The sequence below is a fragment of the Enterobacter cloacae complex sp. GYL001 genome (genome assembly GCF_049237125.1).
GTDB classification, from domain to species: Bacteria; Pseudomonadota; Gammaproteobacteria; order Enterobacterales; family Enterobacteriaceae; genus Enterobacter; species Enterobacter hormaechei_C.
This window is the reverse complement of sequence record NZ_JBMKGW010000001.1, coordinates 490,658-513,918: the sequence shown is the minus strand read 5'-3', so window position 1 is coordinate 513,918 and position 23,261 is coordinate 490,658. Positions and strand designations below refer to the sequence as shown.

24 protein-coding genes and 1 tRNA gene are annotated in these 23,261 nt (G+C 54.7%); 15 read left to right on the top strand and 10 right to left on the bottom strand.

Annotation, left to right across the window (positions count from 1 at the left end):
* Positions 1-109: 109 nt before the first annotated feature.
* The 3 genes from ACOTWU_RS02360 to ACOTWU_RS02350 are packed head-to-tail and all read left to right on the top strand — an operon-like array spanning position 110 to position 2,903.
* On the top strand, positions 110-1,117 hold the full coding sequence (locus ACOTWU_RS02360; RefSeq protein WP_040117465.1) for an ABC transporter substrate-binding protein: 1,008 nt from the start codon (positions 110-112) through the stop codon (positions 1,115-1,117).
* On the top strand, positions 1,114-2,145 hold the full coding sequence (locus ACOTWU_RS02355) for a FecCD family ABC transporter permease (RefSeq protein ID WP_040117464.1): 1,032 nt from the start codon (positions 1,114-1,116) through the stop codon (positions 2,143-2,145). Before ACOTWU_RS02360 ends, ACOTWU_RS02355 begins: the two co-directional genes overlap by 4 nt.
* Positions 2,142-2,903 (top strand): ABC transporter ATP-binding protein, encoded by a 762-nt coding sequence (locus ACOTWU_RS02350; RefSeq protein ID WP_040117463.1) that lies wholly within the window; start codon positions 2,142-2,144, stop codon positions 2,901-2,903. Before ACOTWU_RS02355 ends, ACOTWU_RS02350 begins: the two co-directional genes overlap by 4 nt.
* A 60-nt stretch (positions 2,904-2,963) precedes the next feature.
* Here the strand turns inward: ACOTWU_RS02350 and ACOTWU_RS02345 are convergent.
* Both ACOTWU_RS02345 and ACOTWU_RS02340 read right to left on the bottom strand, forming a co-directional pair.
* Positions 2,964-3,051: transfer RNA gene (locus ACOTWU_RS02345), tRNA-Ser, on the bottom strand.
* A 144-nt stretch (positions 3,052-3,195) separates the two neighbouring features.
* On the bottom strand, positions 3,196-4,824 hold the full coding sequence (locus tag ACOTWU_RS02340) for an ABC transporter substrate-binding protein (RefSeq protein ID WP_040117462.1): 1,629 nt from the start codon (positions 4,822-4,824) through the stop codon (positions 3,196-3,198).
* Positions 4,825-5,094: 270 nt separating this feature from the next.
* On the opposite strand from ACOTWU_RS02340, the gene yccA reads away from it, so the two are divergent.
* Both yccA and tusE read left to right on the top strand, forming a co-directional pair.
* Entirely contained in the window at positions 5,095-5,754 is a 660-nt protein-coding gene (gene yccA, locus ACOTWU_RS02335; protein WP_003858127.1) for an FtsH protease modulator YccA, read from the top strand.
* A gap of 88 nt (positions 5,755-5,842) precedes the next feature.
* The gene (tusE, locus tag ACOTWU_RS02330) at positions 5,843-6,172 is read left to right on the top strand and encodes a sulfurtransferase TusE (protein ID WP_003858129.1); all 330 of its coding nucleotides are present in this window, start codon (positions 5,843-5,845) and stop codon (positions 6,170-6,172) included.
* Here tusE and yccX read toward each other — a convergent pair.
* Complete coding sequence (gene yccX, locus ACOTWU_RS02325; RefSeq protein WP_023296278.1) at positions 6,169-6,450, bottom strand: acylphosphatase; 282 nt, start codon at positions 6,448-6,450, stop codon at positions 6,169-6,171. The two genes, tusE and yccX, sit on opposite strands and share 4 nt — an antisense overlap.
* A gap of 93 nt (positions 6,451-6,543) precedes the next feature.
* Between yccX and rlmI the strand changes: the two genes are divergently transcribed.
* Positions 6,544-7,734, top strand: coding sequence for a 23S rRNA (cytosine(1962)-C(5))-methyltransferase RlmI (rlmI, locus tag ACOTWU_RS02320; RefSeq protein ID WP_015570890.1), 1,191 nt, complete (start codon positions 6,544-6,546; stop codon positions 7,732-7,734).
* Between the two features lie 60 nt (positions 7,735-7,794).
* On the top strand, positions 7,795-8,112 hold the full coding sequence (hspQ, locus tag ACOTWU_RS02315) for a heat shock protein HspQ (RefSeq protein WP_126498952.1): 318 nt from the start codon (positions 7,795-7,797) through the stop codon (positions 8,110-8,112).
* Between the two features lie 33 nt (positions 8,113-8,145).
* Here the strand turns inward: hspQ and ACOTWU_RS02310 are convergent, their stop codons facing one another.
* Positions 8,146-8,559, bottom strand: coding sequence for a CoA-binding protein (locus ACOTWU_RS02310; RefSeq protein ID WP_006809337.1), 414 nt, complete (start codon positions 8,557-8,559; stop codon positions 8,146-8,148).
* Positions 8,560-8,730: 171 nt separating this feature from the next.
* Here ACOTWU_RS02310 and csgI point away from each other — a divergent pair, with 171 nt between their 5' ends.
* Positions 8,731-9,393 (top strand): curli synthesis inhibitor, encoded by a 663-nt coding sequence (gene csgI, locus ACOTWU_RS02305; protein WP_040117461.1) that lies wholly within the window; start codon positions 8,731-8,733, stop codon positions 9,391-9,393.
* Positions 9,394-9,473: 80 nt separating this feature from the next.
* On the top strand, positions 9,474-9,932 hold the full coding sequence (gene mgsA, locus ACOTWU_RS02300) for a methylglyoxal synthase (protein WP_003858146.1): 459 nt from the start codon (positions 9,474-9,476) through the stop codon (positions 9,930-9,932).
* Between the two features lie 53 nt (positions 9,933-9,985).
* On the opposite strand, the gene helD is transcribed toward mgsA, so the two are convergent.
* Positions 9,986-12,040 (bottom strand): DNA helicase IV, encoded by a 2,055-nt coding sequence (gene helD, locus ACOTWU_RS02295; protein WP_040118286.1) that lies wholly within the window; start codon positions 12,038-12,040, stop codon positions 9,986-9,988.
* A gap of 122 nt (positions 12,041-12,162) precedes the next feature.
* On the opposite strand from helD, the gene ACOTWU_RS02290 reads away from it, so the two are divergent.
* Positions 12,163-12,609 carry a YccF domain-containing protein gene (locus ACOTWU_RS02290; RefSeq protein WP_003858149.1) on the top strand — a complete coding sequence of 149 codons (447 nt, stop codon included), beginning with the start codon at positions 12,163-12,165 and terminating at the stop codon, positions 12,607-12,609.
* A gap of 18 nt (positions 12,610-12,627) precedes the next feature.
* Positions 12,628-14,790, top strand: a complete 2,163-nt coding sequence (gene yccS, locus ACOTWU_RS02285) for a YccS family putative transporter (RefSeq protein WP_040117460.1) — start codon at positions 12,628-12,630, stop codon at positions 14,788-14,790.
* On the opposite strand, the gene ACOTWU_RS02280 is transcribed toward yccS, so the two are convergent.
* On the bottom strand, positions 14,747-15,373 hold the full coding sequence (locus ACOTWU_RS02280) for a TfoX/Sxy family DNA transformation protein (protein ID WP_017384804.1): 627 nt from the start codon (positions 15,371-15,373) through the stop codon (positions 14,747-14,749). The genes yccS and ACOTWU_RS02280 overlap by 44 nt on opposite strands.
* Before the next feature lie 217 nt (positions 15,374-15,590).
* Between ACOTWU_RS02280 and sulA the strand changes: the two genes are divergently transcribed.
* Both sulA and ompA read left to right on the top strand, forming a co-directional pair.
* Positions 15,591-16,100, top strand: a complete 510-nt coding sequence (sulA, locus tag ACOTWU_RS02275) for an SOS-induced cell division inhibitor SulA (protein ID WP_026094322.1) — start codon at positions 15,591-15,593, stop codon at positions 16,098-16,100.
* Between the two features lie 356 nt (positions 16,101-16,456).
* Complete coding sequence (gene ompA / locus ACOTWU_RS02270) at positions 16,457-17,509, top strand: porin OmpA (RefSeq protein WP_017694761.1); 1,053 nt, start codon at positions 16,457-16,459, stop codon at positions 17,507-17,509.
* A 65-nt stretch (positions 17,510-17,574) separates the two neighbouring features.
* Here ompA and matP read toward each other — a convergent pair whose 3' ends face one another.
* Positions 17,575-18,027, bottom strand: a complete 453-nt coding sequence (matP, locus tag ACOTWU_RS02265) for a macrodomain Ter protein MatP (protein WP_006809347.1) — start codon at positions 18,025-18,027, stop codon at positions 17,575-17,577.
* A gap of 186 nt (positions 18,028-18,213) precedes the next feature.
* Between matP and ACOTWU_RS02260 the strand changes: the two genes are divergently transcribed.
* Both ACOTWU_RS02260 and fabA read left to right on the top strand, forming a co-directional pair.
* Positions 18,214-19,974 (top strand): AAA family ATPase, encoded by a 1,761-nt coding sequence (locus tag ACOTWU_RS02260; protein ID WP_017384808.1) that lies wholly within the window; start codon positions 18,214-18,216, stop codon positions 19,972-19,974.
* A gap of 68 nt (positions 19,975-20,042) precedes the next feature.
* The gene (gene fabA / locus ACOTWU_RS02255; RefSeq protein ID WP_000227926.1) at positions 20,043-20,561 is read left to right on the top strand and encodes a bifunctional 3-hydroxydecanoyl-ACP dehydratase/trans-2-decenoyl-ACP isomerase; all 519 of its coding nucleotides are present in this window, start codon (positions 20,043-20,045) and stop codon (positions 20,559-20,561) included.
* A 71-nt stretch (positions 20,562-20,632) separates the two neighbouring features.
* Here the strand turns inward: fabA and rmf are convergent, their stop codons facing one another.
* The 3 genes from rmf to pqiB form a co-directional block, all read right to left on the bottom strand.
* Positions 20,633-20,800 (bottom strand): ribosome modulation factor, encoded by a 168-nt coding sequence (rmf, locus tag ACOTWU_RS02250; RefSeq protein WP_003858162.1) that lies wholly within the window; start codon positions 20,798-20,800, stop codon positions 20,633-20,635.
* Positions 20,801-21,054: 254 nt separating this feature from the next.
* A complete protein-coding gene (pqiC, locus tag ACOTWU_RS02245) occupies positions 21,055-21,621 on the bottom strand; it encodes a membrane integrity-associated transporter subunit PqiC (RefSeq protein ID WP_015570900.1) in 567 nt (188 codons plus the stop codon).
* Positions 21,618-23,258: an intermembrane transport protein PqiB gene (pqiB, locus tag ACOTWU_RS02240; protein WP_015570901.1), complete on the bottom strand. Its 1,641-nt coding sequence runs from the start codon at positions 23,256-23,258 to the stop codon at positions 21,618-21,620. Before pqiB ends, pqiC begins: the two co-directional genes overlap by 4 nt.
* Positions 23,259-23,261 lie beyond the last annotated feature (3 nt).

The window sequence follows — 23,261 nt, the reverse complement described above, 5'->3', positions numbered from 1 at the left end:
GTTGAGAATAGTCCAGCCTTTCGTTTCTGCAACAAGCGACGGTGAGCGTGTTGCTCTCAGTCACAATATATGTATTATGTTATAACATAACAATTTTGGATTGCGTTTTATGTTACTCAAAAAAGGGTTATTTCTGGCTTCACTGCTCACCATAGCGCCTGCCGCTTTCGCCGCTACCACCTGGCCACTCACGATTGAAAATTGCGGCGTAAAGCAGACCTTTACGCAGGCTCCTCAGCGCGTCGTGACCGTGGGTCAGCATGAAACAGAATTACTGCTCGCACTGGGGCTGGAGAAAACGATCGCCGCGACGTCAGTCTGGTTCGGCAAGCTCCCGGCCCCGCTGGAGGATGCCGGAAAAAACCTCCCCCGGCTTGCAGATAATTCCCCCTCCTTTGAAGCCGTGGCAGGGCAGAAACCTGAACTCGTTCTCGCGCAGTATCACTGGCACATTGGTCCGCAGGGAGAAGTGGGAACCCGTGAGCAGTTTGCCTCGCTGGGGATTAATACGTGGATCTCCCCTGCCGACTGCACGGATAAAACGGTAACGGAAACCTCAAACGCAGACGGAGCACGTAGCGCGCCGTTTTCACTGGCGGAAATTACACGGGAAGTGACGGATCTGGCGACGATTTTTGATGTTTCCGCGCGAGGTGAGCAGCTCAATCGTGCGCTGACGGAACGTATTAAAAAGGCCCAGGCGCGCGCCTCCGCGAAACCACTTAGCGTTGTATTCTGGTTCTCCAGCAGCCGTCTGAATGGCGATCCCTGGGTGGCGGGGAATTACGGCGCGCCAGGCTGGATCAGCCGCACGCTGGGGTTAAAGAACATTATTGACTCTCACGACGAATGGCCCGCTGTAACGTGGGAACATATAGCCCGCTCGCAGCCGGACGTGATTGTTATCGCCGGGATGTCCCGCAGGCTCTACCCTGCCGATGACGTTGAGGTAAAAAAAGCGTTCTTGCGCAGTGACCCGGTGACAAAGAACATGCCTGCGGTCAGGAACAACCACATCATCGTGGTGCCAGCGATGTCGTTAAACCCTTCATTGCGTAACGTCGATGCGGTTGAGCTTATCAGCGATCGGCTGGCTTCTTTCCGGGATGAACAATGAGTCATTTCGCTTTTGACCGCCGCCAGCAGGGTTTACTGGCAGCAGGCGCCATGGCGCTGCCGCTGATGCTGGTCTTTGCCGCCAGTATCGGTGATATGCCGGTGTCGTATGCCAGTACCGGGAAAGCGATCCTCAACGGACTGGGTTTGACCTCTTATGCGTTGCCGCAAACGGAGGAAGGTATCGTCTGGCAATATCGCATGAGCCGGGCAGTAATGGCCGCGTGCAGCGGCGGCGGCCTGGCGTTGTGCGGGCTGGTGTTGCAGTCGATCCTGCGTAACCCTCTGGCTGAGCCTTATCTGCTGGGGATTTCCGCGGGCGCATCGCTGGGGGCCGTCTGCGTGATGCTTCTCGGCATCGGGGGGAGCGTGATTGGCGTGAGCAGCGGTGCGTTTGTCGGCTCGTGCGCCGCCTTTGCGCTCATCATGGTTATTACAAACGGGATGAGTGAAAGCCCGTCGCGCATTTTGCTGGCTGGCATTGCGGGCACCCAGCTCTTCAACGCCATGACCGCGTACGTCGTCAGTACGTCCGCCAATGCCGAGCAGTCCCGTAGCGTCATGTTCTGGCTGCTGGGAAGTCTGAGCGGCGTGCGCTGGCCTGACGCGCTGCTGGCGCTGGCCGTTACGCTTGCGGGTTTACTGGTGGTATTGCTCTTTTCACGGGCGCTGGACACCTTCACCTTCGGGGATGAGGTCTCCACCACGCTGGGGATCCCGGTTACCGCCGTGCGTATTGTCTTATTGCTGACCTGTGCCATTGTTACCGCAACGCTGGTGAGCGCCACGGGCGCAGTGGGGTTTGTCGGGCTGGTCATTCCCCATGTAACGCGCATGCTATGTGGGCCGGGCCATCGTCTATCTATCCCGCTGACGTTTCTTATCGGCGCCCACTTTATGATCCTCGCCGATATCGTCTCACGCACGCTGATTGTGCACCAGGTTCTGCCCATCGGGGTGGTGACTGCGCTGGTGGGCGCCCCCGTCTTTGTGGCGTTGCTTTATCAAAACCGAAAGGAGCATCCATGAATATTACTGTGGCCGGGTTAACCGTAACCCGACAAGCGCAGACGGTGCTTAAGGATATCGATCTCGACCTGCCATCCGGGCAGATTATCGGCCTGTTAGGGCCAAACGGCTCGGGCAAGTCGACGCTGCTGCGCTGTCTCGCCGGGCTGTTTCCACGACTCAGCGAACGCGTGGCGCTTAATGGCACAACGCTAGGCATGATGCCGCTGAAAAAACGCGCGCAGCACATGGCTTTTGTCCCGCAACATGCTGAGGTCGACGGAGAACTGACCGTTGAGGACATTGTCAGACTGGGGCGTACGCCCTACCGGAAAACATTCCAGAAAACCTCGCGCGACGATGAGGCTGCGGTTGAGCAGGCGATTGGCCTGATGCAGTTATGCCGCTTACGCCAGCGGCGATGGCACTCTTTGTCTGGCGGAGAGCGCCAGCGAAGCCAGATAGCCCGCGCGCTGGCCCAGCAGCCGCAGGTGCTGTTGCTCGATGAACCGACAAACCACCTGGACATTCAGCACCAGCTGGAGCTGATGCGGCTCGTTTCACAGCTGCCGCTTACGGTGGTGGTTGCACTGCACGATCTCAATCTTGCGGCCAATTATTGCCAGCGTCTGATCCTCCTGAAGGCCGGGCAGATCGCCGCCACGGGCGCGCCAGAGGAGGTACTGACACCAGCAAACATCGAGGACACCTGGTGCGTAAAAGCTCAGGTCTGCAAGGCCGACGCCGGGATCACGATAAGCTACAACATGGTGGCATGACGGAAGCCTGGCGCAAAAGCAAAAACCCCTGCGATATTGCTATCGCAGGGGTTTCAAATTTGGCGGAAGCGTAGAGATTCGAACTCTAGAACCCTTTCGGGTCGCCGGTTTTCAAGACCGGTGCCTTCAACCGCTCGGCCACGCTTCCTAAGTGAGGCGAACTATAAACACCTCACCGCGCGCTGTAAAGAGTGCGCGCATTCGTTCGCTTTAAAAATAGCCAAAATGCGTTTAATTGGTTGAATAGACGACAGATTGGCCATTTTGGCAGCATAATATCCACCGCGGATCGTTAGTGCTTTTTGATGTACATATCTTTGGTGTAGTAGTACCCGAGCTTGTCTGGCGTGAAGCCCCCTACCCACGGTTTCACCAGGTGCGTGCGCACGTAATGATAGACCGGGATCGCCGGTACATCCCGTCCCAGCAGATCTTCTGCCTGCTGGTAGAATTTACCGCGCTCCTCCGCCGTTTTCGATTTCGCCGCGTTCACCAGTGCCCGATCGTAGTCCGGATTGCTGTACTGAGTGGTGTTTTGGCTGTCCCCGGTACGGAAGTTGTTCAGGAAGGTTGCCGCATCGTCGTAATCAGCAATCCAGGCGTAGCGTACCGCGTCAAAGTTATGGGTGTGCATGGTATCAAGCATGGTTTTCCACTCCTGATTTTGCAGCTTCGCCTCAACGCCGAGGTTCTTCTTCCACATTGAGCTGGCGGCAATGGCAATACGCTGGTGCGATTCCGAGGTGTTATAGAGGAGATTAAAGCTGAGCGGATGGCTGTCGTTAAATCCGGCTTCGGCCAGCAGCTTTTTCGCCTCGGCAATGCGTTTATCCATCGGCCAGCTGGCGTAATCCGGGTTCTGGAGCTTGACGCCGCCAATATCCGGCTGGCTGATCAGCCATGCCGGGCGCTGGCCCTGCCCTAATACTTTCCCGGCGATGATGTCTTTATCCAGCGCCAGGTTCAGCGCCTTGCGCACGCGGGCGTCGTTGAACGGCGGCCGGGTGGTGTTGAACTGATAATAATAGGTGGCAAGCTGCGGTGAAACGTCCAGCTCGCTCCCCAGCGTTTTCTTCAGCTGAGCAAACTGGTTGATCGGCACCGTGTAAACAATGTCGATTTCGCCCGCTTTGTAGCGGTTGACGTCAGCAGCTTCAGAGGAAATGGGCAGATAGGTCACCTTGTTGATGACGGTATGTTCGTTATCCCAATATTTCGGGTTACGCACCGCCACAATGCGTTCGTTAACCACCCACTGTGACAGTTTATAGGCCCCGCTGCTGACGAAGTGCTCCGGTTTGGTCCACTTATCACCGAAACGGCCTACCAGGACTTTATCAATTGGCACCAGAGACGGGTGAGCCAGCATCGCCAGGAAAGCGGCGTTAGGTTGCGTGAGCGTCACTTCCAGCGTGCTGTCATTGATGGCTTTCACCCCCAGCGACTCGGGCGCTTTTTTGCCTTCTGCAATATCAGTGCCGTTGACGATACGCATACTGCCGGGATAGCTGGCATACGGAGAGGCAGTTTTCGGGTCGACCAGTCGCTGCCAGCTCCAGACAATATCTTCCGCGGTGATGGGGGTTCCATCGCTCCAGATAATGCCCGGACGCAGATGGAACGTCCAGACGGTGTTGTCTTTATTTTCCCATTTCTCCGCCAGGCGCGGCTGGATTTCACCTGCCGGAGAGACGCTGACCAGCCCGTCGAATAAATCGCTGATAATATTGAATTCGACATCGCTTTCGACTTTATGCGGGTCGAGCGAGGCGGGTTCACTGCCGTTGTTCCTGACCAGTTCCTGCTTATCTGCCAGCTGGGTTCCTGCCGGCACGTTAGCCGCCCAGGTTGCCGTGCTGGCGCACAGGATCCCTGCGGTTAACAAAGAGAGTGTAAAGTGCGTGCGTGTTTGTGGTTTCATTTCCTTCGCCTTATTGTCTGTTTTTATGACGATCCGGAAATAACTCTTAGCGGCCTTAGGGAAATAACGCAATATTTTTCAGTGACCTATAAGAGGTTGATCTGAATACGCCCTACAAACCGCACTTCATTCTGAGTACAAAGGCTTTGCCAGAATAAAAAACCAGTATAATCCCTAAGGGGCTGAGTAAAGATGGGTAAAACCACTTTGCGTCTGCCGCGCCGTTTCCTATTCTTTGCGCTAATTACATCTGTCATAAGAGAGTGACTCATGGATCGTATAATTACTTCTTCACGCGACCGCACATCGCTACTCAGCACCCATAAGGTGCTGCGCAATACCTATTTCATGCTCAGCCTGACGCTGGCGTTTTCGGCGATTACCGCGACGGCCAGCACCGTACTGATGCTGCCTTCTCCGGGCCTGATCCTCACGCTGGTAGGTATGTACGGTCTGATGTTCCTGACCTACAAAACCGCGGATAAACCGGTGGGTATTCTCTCCGCGTTCGCCTTTACCGGCTTCCTGGGCTACATTCTGGGGCCAATCCTGAATGCCTATCTGTCTGCCGGAATGGGCGACGTGATTGGTATGGCGCTGGGCGGTACCGCGCTGGTGTTCTTCTGCTGCTCGGCCTACGTGCTGACCACCCGTAAGGACATGTCCTTCCTTGGCGGTATGCTGATGGCAGGTATCGTGATTGTGCTGGTCGGTATGCTGGCGAACATCTTCCTGCAATTGCCTGCGCTGCATCTGGCAATCAGCGCGGTGTTTATCCTGATTTCATCCGGCGCAATCCTGTATGAAACCAGCAACATCATTCACGGCGGTGAGACGAACTATATCCGCGCCACCGTGAGCCTGTATGTGTCGCTGTACAACATTTTTGTCAGCCTGCTGAGCATCCTGGGCTTCGCCAGCCGCGATTAACTCACCGTGCTGTGAACAGGGCCCCGCTTATGCGGGGCTTTGTTTTTTTGGTAGACTTAGGCGGTTTTTGACTAACGTGTGAATGAATATGTTGAGTTTTGAAGGCAAAGAGATCGAAACCGATAACGACGGTTATCTGAAAGAGAGCAGCCAGTGGAGCGAAGCGCTGGCGGAGAAAATTGCGGAAAACGAAGGAATTACCCTCTCCCCGGAACACTGGGAAGTGGTGCGCTTCGTGCGAGAATTTTACCTTGAATTCAACACCTCGCCGGCTATCCGCATGCTGGTCAAAGCCATGGCGAATAAATTTGGCGAAGAGAAAGGCAACAGCCGTTATCTGTATCGCCTGTTTCCGAAAGGCCCGGCTAAACAGGCGACAAAAATCGCCGGCCTGCCAAAGCCGGTAAAATGCATTTAATAGCGAATACTGAAGTTAGCGTATTCCCGGTCGGGTTGATGCGGTTCCGTTAGCACCTTATCAACCCGCGCGCTGCGCGGTCCGCCCGCTTTCAGCCACGCCACCAGCTTCTCAACCCGATCCGCCTCACCGCAGGCCACAACCTCCACGCTGCCATCATCCATGTTACGCGCATACCCTGTCAGCCCGAGCTGAAGGGCTTCGCGCTGGGTGCTGTAGCGGAATCCGACGCCCTGTACAAGGCCATGAACCCAGGCAATGGTGCAAACATTTGACATCATTCTTCTCCTTATCCGACTGGCGCGTTGCATTTCCTCACTGAAGTCGGGAAAATGGCGGCCATTTCATTGGAATCGACAGAATAGCAAATTATGAGTGTACGTTTAGTGTTAGCCAAAGGGCGCGAGAAGTCATTACTGCGCCGTCATCCCTGGGTCTTTTCCGGCGCGGTTGCCCGCATGGAAGGTAAAGCCAGCCTCGGTGAAACCATCGATATTGTTGACCATCAGGGGAAATGGTTAGCACGCGGCGCATACTCGCCAGCATCTCAGATCCGCGCGCGCGTCTGGACGTTCGATAAAGAAGAAACCATCGATATCGACTTCTTTGTCCGTCGTTTGCAACAGGCGCAGCAGTGGCGCGAGTGGCTGGCAAAGCGTGACGGGCTGGACAGCTATCGTCTGATTGCCGGAGAGTCCGACGGGCTGCCGGGCGTGACCATTGACCGCTTCGGCAATTTCCTGGTGTTGCAGCTGCTGAGCGCCGGGGCGGAATACCAGCGTGCCGCGCTGATTAGCGCCCTGCAAACCCTGTTCCCGGAATGTGCCATTTACGACCGCAGCGACGTGGCGGTACGTAAAAAAGAGGGCATGGAGCTGACGCAAGGCCCGGTCACCGGCGAACTGCCGCCTGCCCTGCTGCCTATCGAAGAACATGGCATGAAGCTGCTGGTGGATATCCAGGGCGGCCATAAGACCGGTTATTACCTCGACCAGCGTGACAGCCGTCTGGCAACGCGCCAGTACGTTGCCGATAAACGCGTGCTGAACTGCTTCTCTTATACCGGCGGCTTTGCGGTCTCTGCCCTGATGGGCGGCTGTGCTCAGGTGGTGAGTGTCGACACCTCACAGGAAGCGCTGGACGTGGCGAAGCAGAACGTTGAGCTGAACAAGCTGGATCTGAGCAAAGCGGAGTTTGTGCGCGACGACGTATTCAAACTGCTGCGTAAATACCGCGACCAGGGCGAGAAATTTGACGTCATCGTGATGGACCCGCCGAAGTTTGTTGAAAACAAAAGCCAGCTGATGGGCGCCTGCCGTGGCTATAAAGACATCAACATGCTGGCGATCCAGCTGCTGAACCCGGGCGGTGTGCTGCTGACGTTCTCCTGCTCTGGCCTGATGACGACAGATTTATTCCAAAAAATCATCGCCGATGCCGCAATAGATGCGGGTCGTGATGTACAATTTATAGAGCAGTTCCGTCAGGCCGCCGATCACCCGGTGATCGCTACCTACCCGGAAGGGCTGTATCTGAAAGGGTTTGCCTGTCGCGTCATGTAACTTGAAAAGAGAAATATTGCCCGCACATAGTGTGTATGTAATGTTTCCCGGGAGGTGACTATGATTGCCAGCAAATTCGGTATCGGCCAGCAGGTCCGCCACACCTTGCTTGGATATTTGGGTGTGGTCGTGGATATCGACCCGGAGTATTCCCTTGATGAACCGTCAGCAGACGATCTGGCCGTTGACGCAGAGCTTCGCGCCACGCCCTGGTATCATGTGGTTATGGAGGGCGACGATGGTCAGCCTGTCCATACCTATCTTGCCGAAGCGCAGCTGAGTGGTGAACTACAGGATGAGCATCCGGAACAACCCACTATGGACGAGCTTGCTCAGACCATCCGCAAACAGTTACAGGCACCAAGACTGCGCAACTAAAGGTGTAAAAAAGCCCGTCAAACGGGCTTTTTTTTATTTTGCCAGCCCCAGACGGGGAATATCGATTGCCGGACAGCGATCCATCACCACCTTCAGCCCGGCATCGCGCGCCAGCACGGCCGCCTGCTCATTAATCACGCCCAGCTGCATCCACAGCGTTTTCGCGCCGATGGCAATCGCCTCCTGCGCCACGCCCCAGGCCGCCTCTGAATTACGAAAAACGTCCACCATATCCACCTTTTCCGGCACGTCCGCGAGCGTCGCATAGCCCTGCTGGCCCAGCAGCGTTTTCCCCGCCACCTTCGGCGAGACCGGGATCACGTGATAACCCTGATCCAGAAGGTATTTCATGACCCGATAGCTTGGGCGATCCGGTTTATCGCTCGCGCCGACCAGCGCGATAGTGCGCGTGGACGTCAGAATCTCGACAATGTCGTTCTCTTTCATGCTCTTCCTCCTGGCTTTTTTCAAAGTGTACGTCAAAGCGGACATCTCAACCACGCATCCCATACAGAAGTATGAGGGCAAAACGGCAGAATATGTCTATATGTTAGTAAACGTGTTTGTCGAAAACTTTTGATACATTCTTACCGGGTAGTTTGTCTACAGGAGTCTGCTATGAAAACCGGCATTGCCTGGGCTATGGTTGCGTTAATCATGCCGGTTTGTGTTTTCGCAACCACCCTCAGACTCTCAACCGACATTGACCTGCTGGTGCTGGACGGGAAAAAAGTCTCCAGCTCCCTGCTGCGGGGTGCAGACAGTATCGAGCTGGATAACGGCCCGCACCAGGTGGTTTTTCGGGTGGAAAAGACCATTCGCCTCGCCGACAACGAACAGCAGGTGTACATTTCGCCTCCGCTGGTGGTCAGCTTTAATACCCAGCTTATCAGCCAGGTCAATTTTCGTCTCCCGCGCCTTGAGACAGAAAAGGAGTCACTGGCATTTGATGCCTCGCCGCGCATTGAACTGGTGGACGGGGACTCCATGCCCATCCCGGTAAAACTGGATATTCTGGCGCTGACAAAAAGGTCAAAGGGAACAGACTATGAAGCGGACACCGAGACCTACAACAGGGCCAGCAGGCGCGCCTCGCTGCCCCAGTTCGCCACCATGATGGCGGATGACAGTACCCTGCTTTCGGGCGTATCGGAGCTGGATGTACTCCCCCCTCAGTCGCAGACCCTTACTGAGCAACGCCTCAAGTTCTGGTTCCAGAATGCCGATCCGGACACGCGCGCCCGTTTTCTGCAATGGGCGAAGCAACAACCTTCGTCGTAAGCCACATTTTTTCGTCCTTTCTCTTGCAGCATCAGCCAGTTCCCGTCATCGTGTAACGAGGTAACCTCACGGATAAGATTATGGAACTGACAACACGCACACTTCCGGCGCGCAAGCACATTGCTCTGGTTGCGCACGATCACTGTAAACAAATGCTGCTTAACTGGGTTCGTCGCCATCAGCCTCTTTTACAGCATCATGCCCTTTCTGCCACGGGAACAACCGGCAACCTGATCCACCGCGAAACCGGTCTGGAAGTGAATGCCATGCTGAGCGGCCCGATGGGGGGTGACCAGCAGGTAGGTGCTCAGATTTCAGAAGGTAAAATTGACGTTCTGATTTTCTTCTGGGATCCGCTGAACGCGGTTCCGCATGATCCAGACGTTAAAGCGCTGCTGCGTCTGGCGACGGTGTGGAACATTCCGGTAGCCACCAATCTTTCAACGGCAGATTTCATCATTGAATCGCCGCAGTTTAACGATCCGGTGGAGATTTTGATCCCGGATTATCAGCGTTATCTTGCGGAGAGACTGAAGTAGTTTTTTGCCCGGTGGCGCTGCGCTTACCGGGCCTACAGAATTTGCCCGGCGCGTTACGGCTTTCTCGCCACCGGCACGTCAATACTCTTCAAAATATCGACAAACACCGACGGCTCCTCTTTGTTGAACAAGAGCCACACGCGATGGCGCGCGCGGGTTATCGCCACGTACAGTAAACGCCGCTCCTCTGCATCCGGGAAATCTTCCGGAACAGGTAATAACGCCTCTTCCATCACGGATTCCCGCGCCGGTGCAGGGAAACCGTCGCTCCCCTCTTTTAGCCCCACCACAATCACGTAGTCGGCCTGCTGCCCTTTACTGGCGTGAATGGTCATAAAATCGAGCTGAAGTTTTGGCCAGCGCGTCGCCGCTTTTTCCAGCGCCGTCGGCTTGAGGTGGTGATAACGCGCCAGGACCAGAATCCGCTCATCCGGTTTCGCATAGCCGCTCAGTTTATCCAGCAGCGGCTCCAGCTGATCGTCCGCCAGCAGCGTGACGGCCTTTTTATCCCCCGACGTCAGGCTGTTAAGCGGTTTCGACAGCTGGTGCGGGTTCTGCTGAATAAAACGGTTGGCTATTTCGCCAATCCGCGAGTTGAAGCGGTAGGTGGTGTCCAGATCGCTGCGATCGCCTTCCCCAAAATAGTGGTGGAAGGCCGTCGTGAGGGATAGTTGCGCCCCGCTGAAACGGTAGATAGCCTGCCAGTCATCGCCCACGGCAAACAGCGACGTGTGTTTATTCTGCGCCCGCAGCGCCGAAAGCAGCGCAGCGCGCTGCGGCGAGATATCCTGAAACTCATCCACCAGGATGTGTTTCCACGGGCTGACGAAGCGCCCTTTCTCCAGAATGATAATGGCCTGATGGATCAGCCCCGAAAAATCGACCGCGTTTTCGTCTTTCAGCGCGGTTTTCCACGCTTTCAGCATCGGTGCCATCAGCTTTACCCGTTTAGAAAACACAGCGCGGATCGACTCCGGTGCGCTTTCTATCATCTCCGCCTGAGAGCCGCCGTGCATGCGCATCAGGCTTACCCACCGGTCGAGACGAGAGCCCAGCCGGCGCGCCAGCTTTTCATCCTGCCAGAAGCTGCCCTCCGGCACCTCCCAGCTGAGTTCCTCTTCAAGCCACTGACGCCAGCCTTTCGCCTGCGCCTTTTTTTCACTGCACTGCTGACGCCATGCCTTGATAAACAGCGCCTGGCGAGCCTGAGCGTCGTTCTCCAGCTTGCTGACAACAGGAACTTTTTTGCTGCCCTGTTGAATGATGTGTAAAGCGAGGGAGTGGAACGTGCGCGCCGAGATATCCTGGGTATGCAAACGCGCCTGAATGCGCTCATCCATCTCCTGCGCAGCCTTGCGACCAAAGGCCAGCAGCAAAATCTGGTCTGCAACCGCCTCGCCCGTTGTCAGAAGCCAACCCGCGCGCGCCACCAGCACCGACGTTTTGCCGCTCCCGGCACCTGCCAGCACCAATAAAGACTGTTCGCCATTCACCACGGCGCGCGCCTGGGCAGGATTGAGGGGCGATGACTCCACCGTGCTGAAGAAGTCGGCATATTGCGTAAGCATCGCCTCAGTCCAGGCCTGGTTATGCGCCAGACGGCTTTTCTCGATATCGCTCAGCCAGGCCTGGCACTTCCGCCACGCGTCGCGGCAGTTATCAAATTCCTCAAGCCGCGCCACCGGTAAAGGCAATGCCGTCAGCGCCTGGGCGATTTTTTGCTGAAGCCCGGCGGTTTGCTGGCGCGTCAGCCACTTCTGCTGCGTATTGCTTAGCGCGATATCGTCCAGCATCTGTTGCAGAACCTGTGCGGCAATCACGCTCATCTCCTGGCTCCACTGCTGCCAGCGCGTGTTCAGATGATGGTGGAAGCGTTGGGTTTCCGCCCACTCGGTCCCGTGGAGTCGCACCACTTTGTCTGCCGGCAGGACGAACTCCAGCTCCCCCCATACCAGCCCTCGTTTACAATGAATGGCCAGTAGCTGATTAAACGGAATAAGGTATTCGTGGCGTTCACCGGAGACTTTCACTCCTGCATTGAGCAGGACAATCTTGTCGTAAGGGTGCTGCGCCAGGCGTTTGCCCATTGAAGTTGCTTTCAGTTCCATATCCTGCCGGATCCACGAGGTCATAATTTGTCAGACAGTTTAACTGCCAGTTTTAAGGTGCTCCAGCCCAAAAAAACGTTACAATCACCGGGCGTTAATCATATCGAAGGAAATGAGGGTTTATGCGTACCGTTCTGAATGTGTTGAATTTTGTCCTTGGCGGTTTTGCCACCACCCTTTCCTGGCTTTTTGCCACCCTGGTGAGCATCGTGCTCATCTTCACCCTTCCGCTGACGCGCTCCTGCTGGGAAATCACCAAACTGTCCCTCGTTCCTTATGGAAATGAAGCCGTACACGTGGATGAGCTGGAGCCGGAAAGAAAAAACGCCCTGATGAATACCGGCGGCACGCTGCTGAATATTTTATGGCTGATCTTCTTTGGCTGGTGGTTGTGTCTGATGCATATCTTCGCCGGTATCGCCCAGTGCATCACGATTATAGGCATTCCGGTTGGCATCGCTAATTTCAAAATTGCTACCATCGCCCTGTGGCCGGTAGGACGCCGTGTTGTCCCGGTCGAAGTCGCGCAAGCCGCGCGTGAAGCCAACGCCCGTCGCCGTTTTCAGTAATAAGGACTGGCCGCACTCATGCTAAGCCCCCTGCTTCGTCGCTATACGTGGAACAGTAACTGGCTGTATAACGTCAGGATCTTTATCGCCCTCTGCGGCACCGTCGCTCTGCCGTGGTGGCTAAATGACGTGAAGCTCACCATCCCCCTCACGCTTGGGGTGGTGGCCGGTGCGCTGGCGGATCTCGACGACCGCCTGGCCGGTCGTTTGCGTAATCTGGTCATCACGCTGGTCTGCTTCTTTATTGCTTCCGCCTCCGTTGAGCTGCTTTTCCCCTGGCCCTGGCTGTTTGCCTTAGGGCTGACGGTGTCCACCAGCGGTTTCATTTTGCTCGGCGGCCTCGGGCAACGCTACGCCACTATCGCGTTTGGCGCCCTGCTGATTGCCATTTACACCATGCTGGGCGTCTCTCTTTACGATCAGTGGTATCAGCAACCGGTCCTGCTGCTGTTGGGCGCTATCTGGTATAACCTGCTGACCTTAACCGGACATCTTATTTTTCCGGTTCGTGCCTTACAGGACAACATTGCCCGCAGTTACGAACAGCTGGCCCACTATCTGGAACTGAAATCCCGGCTGTTTGATCCGGATATTGAAGAGGACAGCCAGGCGCCCCTGTACGATCTGGCGCTGGCAAATGGCCAGCTGGTCGCCACGCTGAATCAGACCAAAGCGTCTCTGCTCACCCGTCTGCGCGGCGATCGCGGTCAGCGCGGTACCCGGCGCACACTGCACTACTACTTTGTCGCCCAGGATATTCACGAGCGCGCCAGCTCCTCGCATGTGCAGTACGCTGACCTGCGCGAGAAATTCCGCTACAGCGACGTGATGTTCCGTTTCCAGCGCCTGCTGTCGATGCAGTCTCAGGCCTGCCAGCAACTTACGCGCTCAATACTGCTGCGCACGCCCTATCAGCACGATCCTCGCTTTGAACGCGCATTCAGTCATCTGGATGCGGCCCTCGATCGCGTTCAGGCCAGTGGGACATCGCCGGAACAGTTCAAAGCCCTGGGATTCTTGCTCAACAACCTGAGAGCCATCGATGCTCAGCTCGCCACCATTGAGTCTGAACAGGCGATGGCAATGCCGGGCAATGACGCCGACAACCAGCTTGCCGACGACAGTCTCAACGGTTTCAGCGATATGTGGCTGCGCCTGAGCCGTCATTTTACGCCGGAATCCGCCCTCTTTCGCCATGCGGTAAGGATGTCGCTGGTTCTGTGCGTCGGCTACGCGTTTATCCAGATAACAGGATTGCACCACGGTTACTGGATCCTGCTGACCAGCCTGTTTGTCTGCCAGCCGAACTATAACGCTACCCGCCATCGGCTCGCGCTGCGTATTGTCGGGACATTAGTCGGGGTCGCCATCGGGCTGCCGGTGCTCTACTTTGTGCCATCCGTAGAAGGGCAACTGATCCTGATCGTGATTACCGGTGTACTGTTTTTCGCCTTCCGCAATGTGCAGTACGCCCACGCCACGATGTTCATCACGCTGCTGGTGCTGCTCTGCTTCAATCTGCTGGGTGAAGGCTTTGAAGTGGCCCTTCCTCGCGTTATCGACACGCTAATCGGCTGCGCCATTGCCTGGGCGGCGGTGAGCTTTATCTGGCCGGACTGGCGTTTTCGTAACTTACCGCGCGTGTCCGACAGAGCGATGAACGCTAACTGCCGCTATCTGGATGCTATTCTTGAGCAATACCATCAGGGTCGCGATAACCGTCTGGCCTATCGGATTGCCCGTCGCGATGCGCATAACACGGACGCAGAGCTGGCTTCCGTTGTCTCGAATATGTCAACTGAGCCGCGCGCCACGGCAGAAATCCGGGAGACAGCCTTCCGCCTGCTGTGTCTGAACCACACGTTCACCAGCTATATCTCTACCCTTGGCGCCCACCGTGAGAAACTGACAAACCCGGGCATCCTGGCGCTGCTGGACGACGCCGTTTGCTACGTTGATGATGCGCTTCATCATCAACCTGCGGATGGGCCACGGGTTCACCAGGCACTGGATGAACTGGTGCAACGTATCGCTCACCTTGATCCTGGCACCGACAACAAAGCTCCGCTGGTCCTACAGCAAATTGGCCTGCTTATCGCTTTGCTGCCGGAAATTTGTCGGCTGCGACAGAAGATCGCTACCTGGCGGAATGATGGCCCTGCGACTCAGGCAGCGCATTAAACCACTCCATAAGCTCCCGGCGAATATCCGCCGGGAGTGCCGCTTCATGTAACCCTTCGATGGCGCCTTCAAGCGCGAACAATACCCGGATACTCAGCGCTTTATTCTTAGAGCGCATTTTCAGCCAGCTCGTCTTCGCCCCCAACTGTCGTAGCGTCTCTTCATTGGTAATGCCCGCCTCCATAAGCAGGACCTCAATCTGAAAGGTCAGGTTCGGCAGATCCTTAAGCCGGTTACGCTGATGGCGCTGGTAGCGCTCTTTCCTGGCGGCATCGAGCGCAAACGAGGAGAGCTGAAGCAGCTTTTCCCTGTTTTGCCACAGACCTTCATCCACACGGTAGTAATTAAGCAGCACTGGCCGTCCTCGTTTCATCAGGGTCAGAAAAGAGGAGGCGTTTTTTACACAGTATTTTGCACTTTGCTCACAGGCGCGAAGGTACAGCTCGCCGTCAGACACCATCGCGAACACCGCTTCATCCACGGCCAGGGTATAACCGCCAAACAGGGCGCGATGATGAATTTCGCCCAGCGGAGAGAGGTATTCCTGAGATTGATAAATCCGATCATAAGATATCTTTTTCATGATAATTCCATTAAAAATCATACAGTAAACACGATATTTCTTACTAACGGATCCGTTAGCAGGAAAATAGGCAACTTATTGCCGTTGGGCAAGATGATTTTTTCAGGTTCACCAGGAATGGATGAAATTTGCGAGTCGCTTTCCGAAAATGAGGTTGATCTTTATGCACACAGGGGTTACTGTATATCCATACAGTAACTACAGGGCTGGAATGAATATGTACACTTCAGGCTATGCAAATCACTTAACACCTTCCACTTCTGCCGCAGGCAATGCTGCGCAGAATTCTATCGGGCGTGTATCGACAGGGCTTATCAGTGAAGTGGTTTACCGTGAAGACCAGCCGCTGTTAACACAACTCTTACTCCTGCCGCTTTTGCAGCAGCTCGGGCAACAGTCTCGCTGGCAGCTCTGGCTGACGCCACAGCAAAAATTAAGTCGTGAATGGGTTCAGTCGGCTGGCCTGCCGTTAGCGAAGGTGATGCAGATTAATCAACTCTCCCCTTGCGATACGGTCGAGTCGATGGTCCGGGCATTACGTACCGGGAACTATAGCGTCGTGATTGGGTGGTTGCCTGAGGATCTGTCGCAAGAGGAACATTTGCGTCTGACTGAAGCGGCTGAAGAAGGTAACGCGATGGGTTTCATCATGCGGCCGGTTCGTGGAGATTCCTATCGCAGAGGACAACATCCCGGGCTAAAAATTCACTCAAATGTGTACCATTGAGTCATTTTAAGAGTTTTCCTGGAATTTTTTTCGACCGCAGTATGCAAAAAAAGTTCAACGCGCCAAAACTGCGGCAAGGCTTGTCTGACGCGGTTCTCGTTAATTTTACTGCACAAAATTCGTTCAAAAATTGTTAAATATTAGGTATACGGAACTTTTTTTTTCATATGCCTGACGGACTTCACACTTGTAAGTTTTCAGCTACGTTGTAGACTTTACATCGCCAGGGGTGCTCGGCCTAAGCCGAAGATATCGGTAGGTTTATATTTGACCACGCCCCCCGGTGAAGGATTTAACCGTGATTCCTCCGATGGAGATATTCATGGCAAATTTTGGATGATAACGAGGCGCAAAAAATGAAAAAGACAGCTATCGCGATTGCAGTGGCACTGGCTGGCTTCGCTACCGTAGCGCAGGCCGCTCCGAAAGATAATACCTGGTATGCAGGTGGTAAACTGGGCTGGTCTCAGTTCCATGACACCGGTTGGTACAACAGCAGCCTGAACAACGATGGCCCTACTCACGAGAGCCAGCTGGGTGCAGGTGCGTTCGGTGGCTATCAGGTTAACCCGTATGTTGGCTTTGAAATGGGTTACGACTGGTTAGGTCGTATGCCTTACAAAGGCGACAACGTAAATGGCGCTTTCAAAGCTCAAGGCGTACAGCTGACCGCTAAACTGGGTTACCCAGTAACTGACGATCTGGACGTGTACACCCGTCTGGGCGGCATGGTATGGCGTGCAGACTCCAGCAACAGCATCGCTGGTGACGACCACGACACTGGTGTTTCCCCAGTATTCGCTGGTGGCGTTGAGTGGGCAATGACCCGTGACATCGCTACCCGTCTGGAATACCAGTGGGTTAACAACATCGGTGACGGTGCTACCGTTGGCGTTCGTCCAGACAACGGCATGCTGAGCGTTGGTGTTTCTTACCGTTTCGGTCAGCAGGAAGATGCGCCAGTCGTAGCTCCAGCTCCGGCTCCAGCTCCAGAAGTACAGACCAAGCACTTCACTCTGAAGTCTGACGTTCTGTTCAACTTCAACAAAGCTACCCTGAAACCAGAAGGTCAGCAGGCACTGGATCAGCTGTACACCCAGCTGAGCAACCTGGATCCTAAAGACGGTTCTGTAGTGGTTCTGGGCTTCACCGACCGTATCGGTTCTGACGCTTACAACCAGGGTCTGTCTGAGAAACGTGCTCAGTCTGTAGTTGATTACCTGGTATCTAAAGGTATCCCAGCTAACAAGATCTCCCCACGTGGTATGGGCGAATCTAACCCAGTTACCGGTTCTACCTGTGACAACGTGAAACCACGCGCTGCACTGATCGACTGCCTGGCACCAGATCGTCGCGTAGAGATCGAAGTTAAAGGTATCAAAGACGTTGTAACTCAGCCTGCGGCATAAGTTATCGTCTTATAAAAAAACCCCGCGATGCGGGGTTTTTTATTATCTGAAGAAAAGTAAAAAGCTTATTTTTTACCTAACAGTGCCTGTAGATCGTTCTTCAGCGTCGACATCTGGCTGGCATACTTCTCTTTGTGCTCGGCATCTTCAATCAGCTGCACCACCGTTTCCGACAGGGTTTTTCCGCGCCGCTGCGCAAGCCCGGCCAGACGCTGCCAGACCATGAACTCCAGGTCGATCGATTTCTTACGGGTGTGCTGATGCTCGGCATTGAAATGCCGTTTACGACGAGCACGGATAGTTTGCTTCATCCGGTTTAACAAGGCCGGATTAATGTGTTTCTCAATCCAGCCGTTGACCTGTACCGGTTCGTTTTCGAGGGTCAGCAACATATCCACAGCTTCTTGTGCCGCGCTGGCTTCGATGTAGCAGGTGATCAGCTCCCCTTCACGGTGCTTTTTGACCAGGTACTTCCATTTCCAGCCGCTTTCGAGGTTTTCCAGTTGTTGATATTTCATTGCGATCTCAGTGTTACCGTGTAACTCTGTTCAGAATATCAGTTTTTTGGCAATCTGCTGAAAAGAAATCATATCCTGTGAAACGCCGCAGGCGATCCGCATGACGAAAACCCGAATCCTGATTGGGCAGAGTGCGCCGCTTACGGTATACTCCACGGTTTTACTTCTGACTAAAAAACATCAACTTTGACCATTACGAAACTTGCATGGCGTGACCTGGTTCCGGATACCGAGAGCTATCAGGAGCTGTTTGCACAGCCAGACCTCACAAAAGAACACGAATTCATACTTAGCGATACACAACCGCGTTTGCATTACGCGCTGGAACAGATGTCATCCCCATGGGCTACATCTCCTTTCATGCTGCTCAAAGCCCCGGAAGAAGCCGAGTATCTGACGCTTCTCGGTGATGCCATGCGCCAGTTGCATCCAAAAACGAATGCCGTTTTTGGTGGTCAGTATCATATTGCCGGACGTGACGTGACCTTCGAACCTGCCACGCAGGCAGACGGACAATTCGCTGCAAAAGGCGAAGTGATCACCGCCAACTGGGTGGAAGCAGAACAGCTGTTCGGCTGCCTTCGTCAGTTCAATGGCGATGTGTCACTGCAACCCGGTCTGGTACACCGCGCGAACGGTGGTGTGTTGCTCATCTCCCTTCGCACCCTGCTCGCACAGCCTCTGCTGTGGATGCGCCTGAAAACGGTGGTGATGCAGCAACGTTTTGACTGGATAGGCTACGACGATTCACGTCCGCTGCCTGTTTCCATTCCGTCTATGCCGCTGTCGCTGACCGTCGTGCTGACGGGTGACCGTGAATCTCTGGCTGATTTCCAGGAAATGGAGCCAGAACTCGCGGAGCAGGCGGTTTACAGTGAATTTGAAGACAATATTCAGATCGCCGATGCCGATGACATGGCGCAGTGGTGTCAGTGGGTTATGGCCGTGGCGGAACGTTTCGCGCTGCCCTCGCCTGCCGAGGATGCGTGGCCGGGCTTAATCCGCGAGGCCGTACGCTACACTGGCGATCAGGAAACCCTGCCGCTCTGCCCGCTCTGGATCGGTAAACAGCTGCGTGAAGTGGGCGTTATCAGCGGCAACGGTCCGTTTACTGGTGAGCAGCTTAGCCAGATGCTGGCCCAGCGTGAATGGCGTGAAGGTTATCTTGCTGACCGTATGCAGGATGAAATTCTGCTGGAACAGATTCTGGTGGAGACCGAAGGCGAACGTATCGGGCAAATCAACGCCTTGTCCGTCATCGAGTTCCCCGGACACCCGCGCGCCTTTGGCGAGCCTTCCCGTATCAGCTGTGTCGTGCACATTGGTGACGGCGAATTTACCGATATCGAACGCAAGGCCGAACTGGGCGGAAACATTCATGCCAAAGGCATGATGATCATGCAGGCATTCCTGATGTCTGAACTTCAGCTGGAGCAGCAGATCCCCTTCTCTGCCTCGTTGACCTTTGAGCAGTCCTACAGTGAAGTCGACGGCGACAGCGCCTCGATGGCAGAGCTGTGCGCCGTGATCAGCGCGCTTGCAGACGTACCGATTAATCAGAATATTGCGATTACCGGTTCCGTGGATCAGTTTGGTCGTGCTCAACCGGTGGGTGGACTGAATGAGAAAATCGAAGGCTTCTTCGCTATCTGCCAGCAGCGCGGTTTAAACGGCAAACAGGGCGTGATTATTCCGGCGCCTAACGCTCGCCATTTGAGCCTGAGCCAGGCGATTCTGGATGCGGTAGAGCAGGAACAATTCGCCGTCTGGGCCATCGAAGGGGTTGAGGATGCACTACCCTTACTGACAAACCTGGTCTGGGACGGCGAAGGCCAGACAACCCTGATGCAGACCATTCAGGAACGTATAGCTCAGGCGACACAGCAGGATGCTCGTCATCGTTATCCGTGGCCGTTACGCTGGTTAAGTTGGTTTAGTGCTAACTGATCGGACTTGTTCAGCGTACACGTGTTAGCTATCCTGCGTCCTTCACTAAAATAAGGCTTACTGAGAACATGGTAGATAAACGCGAATCCTATACTAAAGAAGACCTTCTTGCCTCTGGTCGCGGTGAACTGTTTGGTGCGAAAGGCCCGCAGTTACCGGCCCCAAATATGCTGATGATGGACCGTGTCGTGAAAATGACCGAAACCGGCGGCAACTTTGATAAGGGTTACGTAGAAGCAGAACTCGATATCAACCCGGACCTGTGGTTCTTCGGTTGCCACTTTATTGGCGATCCGGTAATGCCTGGCTGCCTGGGCCTCGATGCCATGTGGCAGCTGGTTGGCTTCTATCTGGGCTGGCTTGGCGGTGAAGGTAAAGGCCGTGCGCTGGGCGTAGGCGAAGTGAAATTCACCGGTCAGGTTCTGCCTACCGCGAAGAAGGTCACCTACCGTATCCATTTCAAACGCATCGTTAACCGCCGCCTGATTATGGGCCTGGCGGACGGTGAAGTGCTGGTAGATGGTCGTCTTATCTATACCGCGAACGACCTGAAAGTGGGTCTGTTCCAGGATACCTCCGCTTTCTGATAACGGCATTTAGCCCCTTCCAGAAAGGCGAAACCTCCGCATTGCGGAGGTTTCTTTTTAAAGAGACGGTATCAAGCAAGTACTGCCCTGTCTCCGATGGCTTCTCGCCAGCCCCCTAGCCATTGGGACCTTTGATTCAGGGCCTGATAGGGACACATTTCTTTTGAACGTCCGGCGATGCCAGCCTGATAACCACGTTGATGAGCCCTTTCCAGGCGATCTCGTTTCTGTCTCTTCATGCCTCGTTTCCCTCATTCTTTTGTCTGGTGGAAAGAAAACAGTGATTGCAATATGTGCAAGCACAGTTAACGAATACCCCGAATCGGCGTCAGCGTCAACGTTCAAAATTCATACGGGTGTCATATTTGTGAGCTACATGGAAGATCGTTTGTACAAAAAATGTGACGCGGGACAAGTAACAAACTGAACATAAAACGAAAAAAAAGCCGCAATCAGCAAGAAGCTGAGTGCGGCTTTCGTCGATGAATTTTACTTATGGCAGCCGGGAAATCTCTCTTGCGATAGCAGCCGACTCCTGTGCCCACCCCTGCGCAAGCACTTTCACCATTTCGTCATAGCCATCTTTCTGCTGCTTCAGTTCCAGATGGAAAGGACGCTTAATCAACTGGCCCTGATGATTCAAGAGCCACTCCCCGCTGATAACAACCGCACCATCATAGCGGCCATGGAATCCCGTCACGTTAACATTCAGAGTGTCCTGATCGCTTCCCAGAGGCTGCGAGGCGACTACCCAACCAGGAAGCTGGCTGCTCAGATTCGCCACCAGCGTATTGCGTAGCTGCTGATCCAGCGGGCTGGCCCACAGGTTATTGTTGGCAATAACGTACTGCACATCGCTGGTCTGGTAGACCACCCCGTTGCCCGCCAGATAATCTGGCACGGCAACCTGTTCAACCCACAGCAGACGGCTGCCCTGCGAGCTGCTACTCTGCGCACCGGATTGCGCGCTTAACGGCAACTGGTAGTAGCTTTTGTTATCGCTTCCAGAGCTACAGGCCGTTAATACCAGTGCGCCTGCGATGATTAGCCATTTTTTCATTGTTTCGCCCTCTTAGGCTCAGGATCCTTTTTGTCTTTCGCTTCAAACACCAGCGCGTTGCTCTTTTCATTGAGCGTTTTCAGAACGGGCTGTAGCTCGCGTAAAACCTGATCAAGACGTTGCATATCCGCCACCATCTTGTTGTAAGCCGCTGAGCCCGGCTGGAAGCCCTGCATACTGCGATTCAGTTCGCGCAACGTTTTCTGCATATCCTGCGGCAGCTGCTGCATGGACTGGTTGGCGGTGATCTTGTTGATATTATCCAGCGTGGTTTGCAGACGTTGCATCGTCGCCTGGCTCTGATGCAGTGATCCCGTCGCGGCCTCAAGCATTGGATTCAGCGGCAGATTGTTGATCTTATCCAGTGTTTCCATCAGGCGCTGTTGGATCTGCGCCAGGCCACTGCTGACCGTAGGAATGATTTTGTAGCCGCCAAATTCACGGATCCCCGTCATTGGTGGCGCTTTTGGATAGAAGTCCATATCGACATATAACGCCCCTGTGACCAGGTTGCCAGTTTTCAGCGAGCCACGCAGACCGCGATTCATCAGATCGCTGATATGCTCCCCAATATCCTGGTCCTCGCCTATCTGGTTAATCAAACGCTCAGGCTCAATGCGGATCAGCACCGGAATACGATAATCATCATCAAGCATCTGCTTGAGTCCCGGAACAAAGTAAGGCACTTGTCCCACGGTCCCCAGACGGATACCGCGGAACTCAACTGGCGCCCCAGGCTGCAAGCCGCGTACAGAGTCCTTAAAGAACATCAGGTAGTCGATGTGATCGGTATAGAGCGCATCCTGAATGCTTTTTTGATCGTCAAACAGCCTGAAGGCGGTTTTCTCCGCCACCGGTTGTCCCAGATCTATACCTTCCGGCACATCAAAACTGACGCCCCCACCAAACAGCGTGGTGAGTGAACCCATCTCAACGCGCATCCCCGCAGAGGTCAGATCCACCGCGATCCCGCTGTCTTTCCAGAAGCGAACGTTGCTGGTCACCAGGCGGTCATTAGGCGCATTGATAAAAAGCTGATAGCTGATGGTCCGTTTTTGCGGATCGAAGGTGCTTGTTTCAACCGAACCGACGCGATATCCACGGAACAGCACCGGATCGCCCGGCGAGAGCTGGCCCGCTTTTTTGCTGTCCAGAATAACGCGGATCCCTTTTGCATCCGGTGGCGCAAGCGGCGGTGAATCCAGCAGCTGATAGTTTGCTGGCTGGGCGCCTTTGTTGCCGGGCTGGAGTTCAATATAAGCCCCGGACAATAGCGTCCCTAAGCCGCTGATCCCTTCTCTCCCGACCTGCGGTTTCACTACCCAAAAAACAGAATCTTCATGGAGCAGTTTTTCCATGCCGGCATTCAGGCGGGCCTTGATTTCAACATGGGTTAAATCATCCGTCAGGGTCGCGCTTTCCACGACACCCACATCCACGCTGCGGCTCTTGATGGTGGTTTTTCCGCCCTCAATCCCCTCTGCATTGGTGGTAATTAGCGTGACTTCCGGTCCCTGATGGCTGTAATGATAAAACAGGATCCATGCACCGATCAGCGCGGTCACGATGGGGAAAATCCACACCGGCGACCAGTTTCTGACCTTCTGCACTTTAGCCTCTCCACTCTTATTTTCCATGCT

Excerpts from the sequence above, each read along its gene's own strand:
- hspQ (WP_126498952.1), top strand. The coding sequence starts at position 7,795 with ATGATTGCCAGCAAATTCGGTATCGGCCAGCAGGTCCGCCACACCTTG.
- ompA (WP_017694761.1), top strand. The coding sequence starts at position 16,457 with ATGAAAAAGACAGCTATCGCGATTGCAGTGGCACTGGCTGGCTTCGCT.
- fabA (WP_000227926.1), top strand. The coding sequence starts at position 20,043 with ATGGTAGATAAACGCGAATCCTATACTAAAGAAGACCTTCTTGCCTCT.
- tusE (WP_003858129.1), top strand. The coding sequence starts at position 5,843 with ATGTTGAGTTTTGAAGGCAAAGAGATCGAAACCGATAACGACGGTTAT.
- helD (WP_040118286.1), bottom strand. The coding sequence starts at position 12,040 with ATGGAACTGAAAGCAACTTCAATGGGCAAACGCCTGGCGCAGCACCCT.
- yccX (WP_023296278.1), bottom strand. The coding sequence starts at position 6,450 with ATGTCAAATGTTTGCACCATTGCCTGGGTTCATGGCCTTGTACAGGGC.
- rlmI (WP_015570890.1), top strand. The coding sequence starts at position 6,544 with ATGAGTGTACGTTTAGTGTTAGCCAAAGGGCGCGAGAAGTCATTACTG.
- mgsA (WP_003858146.1), top strand. The coding sequence starts at position 9,474 with ATGGAACTGACAACACGCACACTTCCGGCGCGCAAGCACATTGCTCTG.
- yccA (WP_003858127.1), top strand. The coding sequence starts at position 5,095 with ATGGATCGTATAATTACTTCTTCACGCGACCGCACATCGCTACTCAGC.
- pqiB (WP_015570901.1), bottom strand. The coding sequence starts at position 23,258 with ATGGAAAATAAGAGTGGAGAGGCTAAAGTGCAGAAGGTCAGAAACTGG.
- ACOTWU_RS02290 (WP_003858149.1), top strand. The coding sequence starts at position 12,163 with ATGCGTACCGTTCTGAATGTGTTGAATTTTGTCCTTGGCGGTTTTGCC.
- yccS (WP_040117460.1), top strand. The coding sequence starts at position 12,628 with ATGCTAAGCCCCCTGCTTCGTCGCTATACGTGGAACAGTAACTGGCTG.
- sulA (WP_026094322.1), top strand. The coding sequence starts at position 15,591 with ATGTACACTTCAGGCTATGCAAATCACTTAACACCTTCCACTTCTGCC.
- ACOTWU_RS02360 (WP_040117465.1), top strand. The coding sequence starts at position 110 with ATGTTACTCAAAAAAGGGTTATTTCTGGCTTCACTGCTCACCATAGCG.
- ACOTWU_RS02350 (WP_040117463.1), top strand. The coding sequence starts at position 2,142 with ATGAATATTACTGTGGCCGGGTTAACCGTAACCCGACAAGCGCAGACG.
- ACOTWU_RS02355 (WP_040117464.1), top strand. The coding sequence starts at position 1,114 with ATGAGTCATTTCGCTTTTGACCGCCGCCAGCAGGGTTTACTGGCAGCA.
- ACOTWU_RS02310 (WP_006809337.1), bottom strand. The coding sequence starts at position 8,559 with ATGAAAGAGAACGACATTGTCGAGATTCTGACGTCCACGCGCACTATC.
- csgI (WP_040117461.1), top strand. The coding sequence starts at position 8,731 with ATGAAAACCGGCATTGCCTGGGCTATGGTTGCGTTAATCATGCCGGTT.
- ACOTWU_RS02280 (WP_017384804.1), bottom strand. The coding sequence starts at position 15,373 with ATGAAAAAGATATCTTATGATCGGATTTATCAATCTCAGGAATACCTC.
- rmf (WP_003858162.1), bottom strand. The coding sequence starts at position 20,800 with ATGAAGAGACAGAAACGAGATCGCCTGGAAAGGGCTCATCAACGTGGT.
- matP (WP_006809347.1), bottom strand. The coding sequence starts at position 18,027 with ATGAAATATCAACAACTGGAAAACCTCGAAAGCGGCTGGAAATGGAAG.
- pqiC (WP_015570900.1), bottom strand. The coding sequence starts at position 21,621 with ATGAAAAAATGGCTAATCATCGCAGGCGCACTGGTATTAACGGCCTGT.
- ACOTWU_RS02340 (WP_040117462.1), bottom strand. The coding sequence starts at position 4,824 with ATGAAACCACAAACACGCACGCACTTTACACTCTCTTTGTTAACCGCA.